14 protein-coding genes are annotated in these 13,016 nt (G+C 56.3%); 6 read left to right on the top strand and 8 right to left on the bottom strand.

The features are described from left to right. Positions 1–83: 83 nt before the first annotated feature. The gene (locus HKX44_RS17635) at positions 84–1,595 is read right to left on the bottom strand and encodes a BTAD domain-containing putative transcriptional regulator (protein WP_276153240.1); all 1,512 of its coding nucleotides are present in this window, start codon (positions 1,593–1,595) and stop codon (positions 84–86) included. Between the two features lie 5 nt (positions 1,596–1,600). Continuing rightward, positions 1,601–2,503: a pca operon transcription factor PcaQ gene (pcaQ, locus tag HKX44_RS17630; RefSeq protein ID WP_276153241.1), complete on the bottom strand. Its 903-nt coding sequence runs from the start codon at positions 2,501–2,503 to the stop codon at positions 1,601–1,603. Between the two features lie 95 nt (positions 2,504–2,598). On the opposite strand from pcaQ, the gene pobA reads away from it, so the two are divergent. The 6 genes from pobA to HKX44_RS17600 are packed head-to-tail and all read left to right on the top strand — an operon-like array spanning position 2,599 to position 7,127. Then, a complete protein-coding gene (gene pobA, locus HKX44_RS17625) occupies positions 2,599–3,768 on the top strand; it encodes a 4-hydroxybenzoate 3-monooxygenase (protein WP_276152736.1) in 1,170 nt (389 codons plus the stop codon). Next, positions 3,768–4,556, top strand: a complete 789-nt coding sequence (gene pcaD, locus HKX44_RS17620; RefSeq protein ID WP_276152737.1) for a 3-oxoadipate enol-lactonase — start codon at positions 3,768–3,770, stop codon at positions 4,554–4,556. The genes pobA and pcaD overlap by 1 nt, the downstream gene beginning before the upstream one ends. Continuing rightward, on the top strand, positions 4,549–4,929 hold the full coding sequence (pcaC, locus tag HKX44_RS17615; protein WP_276152738.1) for a 4-carboxymuconolactone decarboxylase: 381 nt from the start codon (positions 4,549–4,551) through the stop codon (positions 4,927–4,929). The genes pcaD and pcaC overlap by 8 nt, the downstream gene beginning before the upstream one ends. After that, positions 4,926–5,672 carry a protocatechuate 3,4-dioxygenase subunit beta gene (pcaH, locus tag HKX44_RS17610; RefSeq protein ID WP_276152739.1) on the top strand — a complete coding sequence of 249 codons (747 nt, stop codon included), beginning with the start codon at positions 4,926–4,928 and terminating at the stop codon, positions 5,670–5,672. Before pcaC ends, pcaH begins: the two co-directional genes overlap by 4 nt. Before the next feature lie 2 nt (positions 5,673–5,674). After that, the gene (gene pcaG / locus HKX44_RS17605) at positions 5,675–6,289 is read left to right on the top strand and encodes a protocatechuate 3,4-dioxygenase subunit alpha (RefSeq protein ID WP_276152740.1); all 615 of its coding nucleotides are present in this window, start codon (positions 5,675–5,677) and stop codon (positions 6,287–6,289) included. A 7-nt stretch (positions 6,290–6,296) separates the two neighbouring features. Then, the gene (locus HKX44_RS17600; protein ID WP_276152741.1) at positions 6,297–7,127 is read left to right on the top strand and encodes a 3-keto-5-aminohexanoate cleavage protein; all 831 of its coding nucleotides are present in this window, start codon (positions 6,297–6,299) and stop codon (positions 7,125–7,127) included. On the opposite strand, the gene sulP is transcribed toward HKX44_RS17600, so the two are convergent. The 6 genes from sulP to HKX44_RS17570 all read right to left on the bottom strand — a co-directional run bounded on the left by sulP (position 7,128) and on the right by HKX44_RS17570 (position 12,931). Beyond that, a complete protein-coding gene (gene sulP, locus HKX44_RS17595) occupies positions 7,128–8,849 on the bottom strand; it encodes a sulfate permease (RefSeq protein WP_276152742.1) in 1,722 nt (573 codons plus the stop codon). Between the two features lie 81 nt (positions 8,850–8,930). Then, positions 8,931–10,610: a bifunctional protein tyrosine phosphatase family protein/NAD(P)/FAD-dependent oxidoreductase gene (locus HKX44_RS17590; RefSeq protein WP_276152743.1), complete on the bottom strand. Its 1,680-nt coding sequence runs from the start codon at positions 10,608–10,610 to the stop codon at positions 8,931–8,933. A 204-nt stretch (positions 10,611–10,814) separates the two neighbouring features. Then, positions 10,815–11,699: an MBL fold metallo-hydrolase gene (locus HKX44_RS17585; RefSeq protein ID WP_276152744.1), complete on the bottom strand. Its 885-nt coding sequence runs from the start codon at positions 11,697–11,699 to the stop codon at positions 10,815–10,817. 152 nt (positions 11,700–11,851) lie between these two features. After that, positions 11,852–12,283, bottom strand: a complete 432-nt coding sequence (locus HKX44_RS17580; protein WP_276152745.1) for a DUF6691 family protein — start codon at positions 12,281–12,283, stop codon at positions 11,852–11,854. A gap of 4 nt (positions 12,284–12,287) precedes the next feature. Continuing rightward, positions 12,288–12,737: a YeeE/YedE thiosulfate transporter family protein gene (locus tag HKX44_RS17575; RefSeq protein ID WP_276152746.1), complete on the bottom strand. Its 450-nt coding sequence runs from the start codon at positions 12,735–12,737 to the stop codon at positions 12,288–12,290. Further along, positions 12,722–12,931 carry a DUF2892 domain-containing protein gene (locus HKX44_RS17570; RefSeq protein WP_276152747.1) on the bottom strand — a complete coding sequence of 70 codons (210 nt, stop codon included), beginning with the start codon at positions 12,929–12,931 and terminating at the stop codon, positions 12,722–12,724. The genes HKX44_RS17575 and HKX44_RS17570 overlap by 16 nt, the downstream gene beginning before the upstream one ends. Positions 12,932–13,016 lie beyond the last annotated feature (85 nt).

The raw sequence follows: 13,016 nt of genomic DNA, 5'->3' as shown, positions 1-13,016 counted from the left end.
AAGTCCTCCCAGACAGCCATTCGCTTTTGAGAATCACTCTACATTGCCCGCTTTGGTTTTTCTTTGGGTATTTTAAGCTATTGTTAGGAAATAGAAAAAAGGAGGCTGTTTTTCAACTTTTCCAGTGTGTCGCCATCCGGTGCCAATTCAAGCGCCGACACGGCCTTCAAGAACTGGTCATATTGCCGGCGGATCGCGTCACTGCGGTTTTGGGCATGGAACACATGCATCGCTTCGGCATGGGCAATCTCGCAAATGGGGTCAATTTGCAGGGCTTTCTGACAGTTTCTTATGGCGTCACGGTACTGTCCTTGGCGGCGTAACATAGACGCCTTGTCGCGCAGAACTTTCAGGGCCATGTCCTTGAACCACGCGCGTTTTGGCACCACCCAGTTTTCCATCTCGTTTTCGAAATAGACCGGTGAAAGGTCTTCGAACAGGGGGCCGGAATACAGGCGGTCGGCCCCGTCCAGTAAGGCAATAGCATCATCAAAGCTGCCTGATTTTTCCAACACTTTGGCGCGGTTGCAAAGCTGTTCGAAGCTGGCGACATCAATCCATGTGCCATCGGGCGGAACCAAGGTGTAATATTCCCCGTTGCGTCTGATGTACTCGGGGCCCCCAAGGGTTTTGCGTAGCATCGCAATGGCCTGATGCAGCCGTTTGCGTTTTTTGGTTTCGTCCGGCTCGTCAGACCACAACATCTCTGCCAGCGCATCAGTTGGCGCACCTTTCTCGCCCCTCTGCAACAGAAAGGCGAACAACGCTTTGTTCTTTTTCACCGCACTGCCGGGCAAATCCCACTTGATCTGGCTCCCGTCCGACAAATAAATCCGCAGCCGCCCGAAACATCTGATTTTCCAAATCTCATCCTTGCCGACACGGGGGCGCAATCGGCGCGGCACAGCAAGCCATTGCGGGTCTGCCCCGGAAGCGGCTCCGTTATCTTCGACAATCAGCCCTTGAAAATCCGACACCAACCGGCCCAGAACAAAACCGATCTGTTGCGAAATTGTGGCCCCGTTCTGGTATTCGGGCGGCAACCAATACGGGTTTCCGTGCAGCCCGGACGGGGCCAAAAAATGGCTGTGGCTGCGCATCGCGGCCAACAGTTGGTCATCAATCATCAAATCCCGGGAATAGGCCGACACTACTGTCACCCCATCCTGCGCGACCAGCTTGTCACACAAGGCCCCCCAGCGTTCAAAGTTTGCGGCAGCAGCAACTGTGCGTGTGCCCCATCGCATATCTACGATCACCAGCGACACAGCGGTCCGGCCTTCGATCAATTGCTGAATCCGCGCGCGGACATTTGTCAGGCTGATCGGTACATCATCCAGCCCAACCATCCCGAAATCGCTGCGAACCTGATTGGCCAGATGTGACAGAAACAGCGGATCATTGGCGATGACGAGGGTCGCACCCTCACCCAGCACCTGACCGACCGATTTTGACAGAAATTCGGCATCTGTCTTATCATATATCGTCGAAATGTTGCGCGGTGCCGTTGGATCAACACCGGCTTGTGATGTTGTCACGTGTTGTTCAATTCCTTTGACCACTGGTGAATCCAAATCATGGACCGGTGACGGCATGGTATTCAAGTCCTTGCCATGCGGCTGACGAAATTGGAAAAGGAGCGCGCCGCGACAGATTGCACTTCTTCGGCCCTCCGCATCACGCCAACGGCACCGCGGGTCTCGGTCATATCAAGGTCAAGTGCAACAAGCGCCCCCTGCGCAATGTCACGCGCCACAACCCCCCGACTGATGATCCAGACCGTATCGGGATCGGCACGCACAACTGCATGGCCAAAGGATGACGAGGCCGTTTCGATCCGATTGCGAAACAGCGGGACGCCCTTCGCAATAAGATACCGTGCCGTTAATGGACGGATCGCGGAATCCTTAGGTGGATACAGAACGCGAAACCCGTCCAGTTCGCTTGGATCGCGCACCGCCACTGCCCGGCTTTGGGGATGGGCGACGACCACAACTTCTTCGGTATAGAGCTGGCGAAAACTGAGCCCGACCATAGTGTCCGGTTTACCCAAGCGACCAATCACCAGATCAAGCCCACCACTGCGCAAGCGGCTTGTCAGATCCTGATGCGGACCTTCGTGAATTTCCACCATCGTATCGGGGTTTAGGCTCTGAAATGTCGACACCGCCTCTGGCAAAAGGGAGGACGCAACGCTTGGCAGCGCGCCGATACTCAACTTGGTCGAAGCATTCTTTAGCGATTGAATGCTGCGCAATCCATGTCTGAGGGCGGCGGTACTTTGCTCTGCAAATTGCAGAAAAATCTCGCCCTGAACCGTCAGTTCGACGCCGGAGCGGCTGCGGTGCAGCACCACCACACCAAGGATTTCCTCCAGTTCTTTCAGGGTTTTAGAAATTGCCGGCTGCGTCAGGTTCAGCCGCTCGGCGGCGACCTTGAAACTGCCAGCCCGGGCTATTTCACTAAAGGCATCAAGGTGACGAAATTTAATACGGCGATCCATATTCATATCCAAATGGGAAACTAAATTGCGCTGTATATCAATTTTCTTGCATATTCAAATATGGGATAGGGATGCAACACGGTCAGGAGGACGATATGAAAACTCAGGTTGCAATTATTGGCGGCGGTCCATCGGGGTTGCTACTGTCACAGCTTCTGCACAAGCGTGGCATCGAAAGCGTCATCCTTGAGCGAAAGACAAAAGACTATGTCCTTGGCCGTATCCGCGCTGGCGTATTGGAACAGGGTTTGGTCAAGCTTCTGGAAGAAGCCGGATGTGCCGATCGTCTGCACGCCGAGGGCATCGTGCATGACGGCACGCTGGTCTCTAGCGGTGACACCCTGTTCCGCATTGATTTCACCGAACATACCGGCACGCCAGTGATCGTTTATGGACAGACTGAGGTGACGCGCGATCTCTATGCTGCGCGCGAGGCGATGGGCGGAAAAATCGAATTTAACGTGGAAAACGTGGAAATTCACGACGCAAACAGCGATGCGCCGGCGGTCACATATACTGTCGGAGACCAGCAACACCGTCTGGAATGTGACTTCATCGCCGGATGTGACGGGTTTCACGGCGTCAGTCGGCAGGCGATCCCTCTGGATGTCCGAAAGGAATACGAAAAGGTCTATCCCTTTGGGTGGCTGGGCATCCTCTCTGAGACGCCGCCGGTCAATCACGAATTGATCTATGCCAATTCCGACCGGGGGTTTGCCCTATGCTCCATGCGCAACGAGAACCTAAGCCGGTATTACATTCAATGTTCGCTGAGTGACAAACCCGAGGATTGGACCGACGAGGCCTTTTGGCAGGAACTGAAACGCCGCATTCCCTCCGAGCAAGCCGAGAAGTTGGTGACCGGTCCCAGCATCGAAAAATCCATCGCGCCCCTGCGCTCATTTGTAACCGAACCGATGCGATGGGGCCGGTTGTTCCTCTGCGGTGATGCCGCCCATATCGTACCACCCACGGGCGCAAAGGGGCTAAACACGGCGGCCTCTGATGTTCACTACCTCTACAATGGTTTGCGCGATTACTACGAAAACAACAGCAGAGCAGGCATCGACAGCTATTCACAAAAGGCACTGGCGCGTGTCTGGAAAGCAGAGCGGTTCAGCTGGTGGTTCTCTTCCCTGATGCACCGCTATCCTGATCAATCCGAGTTTGATTTGAAGATGCAGGTAGCCGAAATCGAATTTCTGCGGACCAACGAGGCGGCACAGAAATCCATGGCCGAAAACTATGTCGGGTTGCCCTATTGATGCGCGCAGTTATTGCAAACGGGGTCACCCTACACGTTCAGGAGGCCGGTGACCCCAATGGCCAGCCGGTTCTGTTCTCGAATTCGCTCGGCACTGATTTGCGGCTTTGGGATGAAATTTTGCCCCTCCTGCCAGACGGGCTACGCATTCTGCGCTATGACACGCGGGGGCACGGCCTGTCCGAGTGCCCCGGCGGACCCTATTCGATGGATGCGCTGAGCCGCGACGCAATCGCCTTGATTGAGGCCATGAAGCTGGGGCCGGTCATATTCGTTGGCCTGTCCATAGGTGGCATGATCGGGCAGCAACTGGCCGCCCGCCGACCGGACCTTGTGATAGCATTGGTTCTGTCAAACACAGCCGTCAAAATGGGGGACCCCCAGGCTTGGCAAGACCGGATTGCCGCAATTCAGGCCGATGGGCTTGCCGCTTTGGAAAGCGCTGTGCTGGACCGGTGGTTCGGGCCTGATTTTCGGACCTCTACAAACCTGCCGCTTTGGGGTGCGATGCTGGCCCGTACACCACAGGCCGGTTACACGGCCTGCTGCGCGGCCATTGCCGGATGCGACCTGACAGAAACCACCCGCGTACTGCGCCTGCCGGTCCTTGTCATTGCGGGCAGTGATGACGGCGCAAGCCCGCCCGATCTGGTCGCGGCGACCGCGGCCCTGATACCGAAGGCAGATTTTCACGTTATTGATCGGACAGGGCACCTGCCCTGCGTCGAGAACTCTGCCGCCTATGCGGCCATTTTGAACCCATTCCTAAAGGAGTATGCCCATGGATAACCGGTATAACGAAGGTATGCGGACACGCCGCGCAGTGCTGGGCGAAGCCCATGTTGATCGGGCAGAGGCTGGCAAAAGCCCGTTTGACGCCCCGTTTCAAAACATGATCACAGAAGGCGCATGGGGCACATTATGGTCGGATGATACGATCAGCAGGCGGGAACGCTCTATGCTCACCCTGTCACTGCTAGCGGCCACCGGCAACTTTGAAGAAATACCAATGCACATCCGCGCAACCGCCAACACCGGCGCAACGCCACAGGATGTTTTGCAGGCATTTATGCATGTAGCGGTTTACGCCGGGGTGCCGAAAGCCAATCATGCAATCAAACTTGCCAAACAGACCTATGCGGAAATGGGAGTAGACCTATGAGCCCGACAAACCCACAGAACCGGCGGGGCGGATTTGTACCACGTGATCGCGACTGGCAGCCCGACGCATTGACCCCCGCTTACAAGACCAGCGTGAAGCGCAGCCCGCAGGCCGCGCTGTTGTCGTTTCCAACCAGCCTGAGCGAAGAGACATCGCCGGTGTTCGGTCACAGCATGTTGGGTGCCTTGGACAATGATCTGACGCTGAACTACGCCCGTCCCGGTGAAAGCGCGATCGGCCCACGGATCATTGTGCATGGCCGTGTCCTTGACGAAATGGGGCGCGGTGTGCCCGGGGCACTGATCGAATTCTGGCAGGCCAACGCAGGCGGCCGGTATCGGCACAAAAAGGAAAGTTACCTTGCGCCGCTGGACCCCAATTTTGGCGGCTGTGGGCGGGCCATCACATCCGAGGATGGGTCATACGAATTTCGCACCGTACAACCAGGCCCCTATCCCTGGCCGAACGGCATGAACGACTGGCGCCCTGCGCATATCCACTTTTCGGTGTTTGGCCATGGCTTTGCCCAGCGGCTGATTACGCAGATGTATTTTGAAGGGGACCCCCTGATCCAGAGATGCCCGATCGTCGGGGTTCTTAAGTCACAAGAAGCTGTGGATGCGCTAACCGCGCCGCTGGACATGCACCGCACCACACCGATGGACAGCCTGGCCTATAAGTTCGACATCGTTTTACGCGGACGCCGCCAGACTTATTTCGAAAACCGCAAGGAGGGCATGTGAAGATGGTACAGAAACTGGAATACCTGCGCGAAAGCCCAAGCCAGACCGCCGGCCCTTATGTTCATATCGGCTGCACCCCGAACTTCACCGGCATCGAAATCTATGGCAATGACCTTGGCGTGTCGATGAAGACGGGCACGGTCAAAGGGCAGGAAATCACCATCAGGGGGATCGTCTTTGATGGGACGGGAACACCGTTGCGCGACGCCATGATCGAAATCTGGCAGGCCGATGCAGCGGGATTGTTTGCCTCGCAAAACGAAACACGTGGTACAAGTGACCCTAATTTTACCGGTTGGGGCCGCTCTCCCGGTGATATGAACACCGGCGAATTCTGTTTTGAAACGGTCAAACCAGGTGCCGTGCCTTTTGTCGATGGTCGGATGCAGGCCCCGCATATCACTATGTGGATCGTGGCGCGGGGTCTGAACATGGGTCTGCATACCCGCATCTACTTCGAAGACGAAGCAGACGCGAATTCAGCCGATCCGATCCTCAGCCGGATTGAACATCAAAACCGTATCTCCACCTTGCTCGCCAAGAAACAGAGCGACGGCACATACCGTTTCGACGTGCATCTGCAGGGACCGCACGAAACCATCTTTTTTGACATTTGAGGCCACCATGGGAAACCCCTGTATCATCTGCGTCGCGATCACCGGCTCTTTGCCAACCAAGGAAAACAACCCCGCGGTGCCGATCACCGTCACCGAACAGATCGAAAGCACCCATGCAGCATTCGAAGCCGGTGCAGCGATTGCGCATTGTCATGTGCGTGACGATGAGGGCAAGCCAACCGCCGAACCGGAGCGGTTTGCACGGCTCAAGGAAGGGCTGGAGAAACATTGTCCGGGCATGATCGTGCAACTGTCAACTGGCGGGCGGTCCGGCGCGGGGCGTGAACGCGGCGGCATGTTGTCCCTGTCTCCTGATATGGCATCGCTGTCGGTGGGGTCGAACAATTTTCCGACCCGAGTTTACGAAAACAGCCCCGATCTGGTCGACTGGCTGGCCTCTGAAATGATCCGCTATGACGTAAAGCCTGAAATCGAAGCCTTTGATCTTGGCCATATCGTTCAGGCCACTCGTATGGCGGCAGACGGGCGGCTGAAATCGCCCCTCTATGTGCAGTTTGTCATGGGCGTTCAAAACGCAATGCCCGCCGACGAGGTGATTTTCGATTTCTACATCGAAACGCTGAAGCGGCTTGCCCCCGATGCACAATGGTGCGCTGCGGGGATCGGCGCGGCCCAACTGACAATCAACGAATGGGCCATCGCCAAAGGCGGGCATACCCGCACCGGACTGGAAGACAACGTACGTCTGGATCGGGATACTCTGGCCCCGTCAAATGCCGCTTTGGTGGAGCGCGCTGCGGCCCTGTGTGAGAAATATGAACGCCCCGTCGCCACCTGGCAAGAAGCGCGCCGCATCCTGCACCTTGATCATCCGTGATCAGCGGCCCTTTGTGATCAATGCCGCCCAGGCGTCATATTGCGACAGGAAGAACCTGCCGTTCAGATCATCTGGCAGATGGGACCGTTTGAGGCGGTCCATCACCGGCCCTTTCACCTCGGAGAAGTGAAGGCGGACATCCATGTCCTTGAGGCGATGATTGATCGCCTCAAGGCTTTCGAGGGCGGAATAGTCGACCTCGTTTACTGCCGAAAACATCAACACCACGTTTCTTACGGAACAGCCTGTGGTCACACGCTTCTGGATCAGGTCTTCCAGAAAACGGGCATTCGCGAAATACAGGCTTTCATCCACCCGCAATGTCACCAGTGTCGGATCGGTGTCCACCTTATGGCGGCGAATGTTTCGGAAATGCTGTGTACCGGGCACCAGCCCAACTTCGGCCACATGGGGTCGGGCACTTTTGTAAAGATGCAACAAGATTGAAAGTGCCACACCCGATGCCACACCAATTTCCACGCCAAACCCAAGGGTCAGGAAAATCGTGGCTGCCACTGCGGCAAAATCCCTGCGCGCATAGCCCCATGTTTTCTTGAGAATGGACAGGTCGACAAGGCTGAGGACCGCAACAATGATCGTCGCTGCAAGCGTTGCGTTGGGCAGATAGTAAACCAGCGGCGTCAGCGCGATGGAGGCAAAAGCCAGACCGATTGCGGTGAATGCACCGGCGGCAGGGGTCGCCGCACCGGCATCAAAATTCACAACCGAACGGGCAAATCCGCCGGTGACCGGATAGCCGCCAGTGAAGGCCGCACCAAGGTTGGCCGCACCAAGGCCGATCAACTCCTGATCGGGATCAATGCGCTGCCGTTTCTTGGCCGCCAATGTTTGTGCAACAGAGACGGATTCGACAAACCCAATGACCGAAATCAGGATCGCCGGCACCAGCAAGGCACTGACCAGATCGGGAGACACACTTGGCAACGTAAGCGGCGGCAGGCCTTGCGGCACTTCGCCCACAATTTTCACCCCCTTGCCGCCCAGATCAAAGGCCCAGACCGCCAACGTCGTTGCAACAACCGCCACCACAGGACCGGTTTTGGTCAGGATATCCGCCAGTAAGGCAGGCGTGCCCATACGCAGAAGCGCAGGCTTGAGGTTCTTGCGTACCCAGAACAGAAAACCGGTTGCCGTCACACCGATCACCACCGTGATCCAGTTGATCTCGGACAGATGCGAGAAAATCGAACCCAGCATTTCAGGCAGGGTGTGGCCATGCGCGCTGACGCCCAATATATGTTTAACCTGGCTGGTGGCGATCAGGATGCCCGAGGCGGTGATGAACCCTGCAATCACCGGATGGCTGAGGAAATTCGCAAGAAACCCAAGCCGGAAAACCCCCATCAACACCAGAAGCCCGCCAGACAGAAACGCCAGTGTCAATGCAGCGACCGCATAACCTGCCGTTCCCTGTTCAGCCACCTGTCCAATGGCCGAGGCCGTCAACAGGGACACCACCGCCACCGGCCCCACGGCCAAGGCGCGGCTGGTCCCGAAAATTGCATAAAGAACAATTGGGGCAATCGAAGCATATATCCCCGCCTCAGGGGGCAGCCCCGCCAGCAATGCATAGGCGAGGGATTGCGGGATCAACATGATCGTAACAATCACTGCCGCGATCATGTCATCCGAAAAAGCACTTCGGTCGTAGGTGCGGCCCCAGTCCAGAACCGGAAAGTAGCGTCGCAGGTTTTCAATCATCTTGATGTCCAGAAACTAGCAGGGGCGGGGCAAGGCTGTGACGCCCGCCATTCATCGTGCATTGGGGGAAAAAGAGGGGGGTTATTTGTTTGCGACTTCCAGCCTTTGCGGCTTGGCCATCCATTCTTTACCTTTCAGCATGGCCTTCCAGTAGATTGGCGGCAGCAAGGTCTCTTTAAGGAACCATGCCGCACGGCTTGGCTTTGTGCCATCCAACAGGAAAGACGGAAAGCTTGGCTTGAGAACACCACCATAGCCAAATTCAGCCAGAACAATCTTGCCGCGTTCCACCGTCAGTGGGCAGGATCCATAACCGTCGTATTGCGCCACGGCAGAGCGACCGGCGATGTCAGCAACGATATTGTCCGCCACTGTTGGTGCCTGCATCCGTGCGGCGGCGGCGGTCTTGGCATTGGGGGCGTTCATCACATCGCCAAGCGACCAGATATTGTCATAGGCTTTGTGGCGCAGGGTGGTCTGGTCAACATCGACCCAACCCGCCGCATCCGCCAAAGGCGATACCTTGATGAAGTCCGGCGCACTTTGCGGGGGGCAGACATGCATCATATCGAAATCTACCGTCACTTCCGTTGCATCAGTGTCCGGTTTCGCCACTTTGAACGTCGCCTGTTTGGCCGGGCCATCGACCCGCACAAGCGTATGGAAGAAGTTCAACGTCGCGTCGTATTTTTCAATATATTCCATCAGGGCCGGCACATAGTCCTTGACCCCAAACAACACGCCGCCGGCATTCATGAACTGAATATCAATGCCCTTGAGCGCGCCTTTGCGAAACCATGCATCCCCCGACAGATACATCGCTTTTTGCGGGGCGCCGGCACATTTGATCGGCATCGGCGGCTGGGTGAACAGCGCACGCCCCGATTCCAAGTTTTGGACAAGCTCCCAGGTATAGGGTGCCAGATCATAGCGATAGTTGGACGTGACCCCGTTGCGGCCCAGGGTCTCCTCCAGCCCCTCGATGCCGTTCCAATCCAGTTTCAGGCCCGGACAAACCACCAGACGGTCATATTTCACCACACGGCAGCCATCCAGAATGACCGCGTTCTTCTCCGGTTCAAAAGCCGCAACCGCGGATTTGATCCAATGCACACCCTCGGGAATGAGACTGCCCATGGTCTTGGCCGTGGACTGGGGATCAAAGATACCGCCGCCGACCATGGTCCAACCGGGCTGATAATAGTGAATGTCAGCCGGATCAATGACTGCGATTTTCAGATCGGGCTGGCGTGACTTCAGGCTGGCAGCAACAGAAATGCCACCGGCCCCTGCCCCGACAATAACAACTTCGAACTGTGCATCCCCTGTATCGGTGGGCGTCTTGCCCCCGTTGGCAATGCGCCGCGCCACCCCGTTCATATCGTATCCGGCGGCCTTGGTCGCCGCGAGGATTTCCGGCATCGGGCGTTTCTGGGATTCATGAAAGGACCAAAGCGTCGCTGAGCGTGTGCCTGTGCGGCAATAAGCAAGCACCGGGCGCTGCATTTGGCCCATCGCTTCGGCAAAGGCGGCAACATCATCATCTTTCACCATGCCGCTTTGAACGGGCACATACCGCGCCTCAATGCCCGCCGCTTTTGCCGCTGCCTCGATCTCTCCGAATGAGGGCTGATCGGCACCTTCGCCGTCAGGCCGGTTGCAAATAATCGCACGAAAACCTGCCGCCTTGATCGCGGTCATATCTTCGGCTGTGATCTGAGGACTGACGGTAACCTTGTCAGTCAATTTCTTCAAATTCATGTTCTTACCCCTAATTTCGGCCAGCATCTGCAACGGCCAGGCGGCCATCGTGGTTAAGTTTACGGTCAGACAAAGCCAGCCCTCAGGGTGCTATTCTTGGCCCCAAGGATCACAGCCTTGAGGTCTCGCATTCCTACGGCAAACCACGCAGCTTGCATAAACGGCGGGCACCGGAACCGGGTTTCCTGTGGCGCCTTGCGCCAGTTAAAGTGCGTTCACCGGCACCTTAAGCATCGGTACACCATCCTTATCGGTCGGTACCTCACCTGCGCGCATGTTCACTTGAAGGGACGGAATAATCAGCTTTGGCATATCAAGCTGGGCATCACGCTCTGTGCGGAACTTGATGAAATCTTCCTTGGTTTTGCCACGGCCAACATGGATGTTGTGTTCCTTTTCATCAACGACAGTGGTTTCCCACGCAATATCCCGCCCGTTCGGCCCATAGTCGTGGCACATGAACAGCCGTGTTTCATCCGGCAGGGCCAGCACTTTCATAATACTCTCGTACAGCTCTTCTGCGCTGCCGCCCGGAAAATCACAGCGCGCGGAGCCACCATCAGGCATGAACAGCGTGTCACCGACAAAAGCGGCATCGCCCATTACATGCACCATACAGGCAGGGGTATGTCCCGGCGTATAGATGGCGAAGGCCTGCATATTGCCAATCATATAGGTATCGCCGTCTTCAAACAGGCGGTCGAACTGGCTTCCGTCGCGCTGGAATTCGGTGCCTTCGTTAAAAACCTTGCCAAAGGTGTCCTGAACCACAAGAATTTTTGAACCGATGCCGATTTTACCACCCAGTTTCTGCTGGATATAGGGGGCCGCCGACAGATGGTCCGCGTGAACATGGGTTTCGATGATCCACTCCAGCTTAAGGCCCTGCGTTTCGATCCGGCGGATCAGTTCATCCGCATGGCCATAGGTGATCCGCCCAGCGGCATAATCGATGTCCATCACACTATCCACGATGGCACAGGCGTTGGACGAAGGATCTTTGACGATATAGCTGATTGTGTTCGTGGCCTCGTCAAACAGCGCCTGAACGTCGGGTTTGATATCCATATTTACAGGGTAGTCAGACATTTTCTCTCCTCCGGGTGCGCAGGCAGGACCATGTGGCCGCCACGCCTTCTTGTTTCATCATCATTTCAGGGGTTTGCCGCCGCAACCAACATCTCGCAGGTCGACGGTAGCTTTCCCTTGTTTGCGTTTTGACACCCACCCAATGGCGGGCGTTAAGCAGCTTCTGCTGCGGGCTGCCGATTCATGATCCATCGCGCAATAACGATGCCGGCAATCAGTGCGCCGACAAAAGCAAAAGCTTCCCAGCGTCCAGTGCCGAGGGCCGGCAGGGCACCGCCCGGACAGAACCCTGCGATACCCCAGCCAATCCCAAACACCGCTGAGCCGCCAACAAGTTTGGCATCAATGCTGCGGGATGTCGGTACCCTGAACGTACCGTCGAAAATCGGTGCCTTGCGCCCGAAAACCAATTTATACCCGATGAACGTCGTGAGCAGCGCACCACCCATCACAAACATCAACGACGGATCCCATGTTCCGAAAACATCAAAGAAATTCAAAACCTTCGCCGGGTTGGCCATGCCTGAGATCGAAATCCCTACGCCAAAGATAATCCCGATAAAGTAAATTGCGATCAACTTCATATGCTCAGCCTCCGATAACGTGGCGAATGACAAACACGGTGACAAAGGCACAGGCCATAAATGTCAGGGTTGCCGCAAGGGATCGGGGGCTAAGCCGCGCCAATCCGCAAACACCATGACCCGAAGTACACCCCGAACCAAAAGTAACACCGAACCCCACGATCAGGCCACCGATCACAAAAGCTGCGGTTGAGTTGGGCACCTGTAACGCCGGCATGTCACCAGAGATCAACCAGACCACCGCCGGTCCTGAAACCATCCCCGCCAAAAGAGCCACCCGCCAACCAAAATCCTGAGCGGAGGCCGGTTGGACGATACCGGCCAGAACGCCGGTTGCCCCCATGACGCGCCCGGCAACCAGCATCAGAAGAGTGGCAGCAAGGCCAATCAGGACCCCGCCAACCAGAGAAGCAAGAGGTGTAAACGCCGTTTCGATCATCAGCAGTCCTGACATGTCTTAAGGCCCACAATCCGGTAGAGCGGGCAGTTGCCGACAAAAGCTGTCAATGTGAACACACCCGCGACAACCAGTGCGATCCAGAACAAAATACCCGACCCCAACATCGCAGTGCCAAAGGCGACAAACAGAAGTGCCGCCGCAATAACGAGCCGCAAGCCGCGGTCGATTTTTCCCATGTTCGTTGCCATGTCTCACTCCATCGATAAGTTATAAACATATGTTTAACCCAAATCTCCGGAGACCTTGGTGACAATGTCACCGAAACCAATTCTT

The organism is Sulfitobacter sp. M05 (assembly GCF_029285175.1).
GTDB lineage: Bacteria > Pseudomonadota > Alphaproteobacteria > Rhodobacterales > Rhodobacteraceae > Sulfitobacter.
Note: the sequence above shows the minus strand (reverse complement) of the source record. Positions and strands in the feature narration are given on the sequence as shown.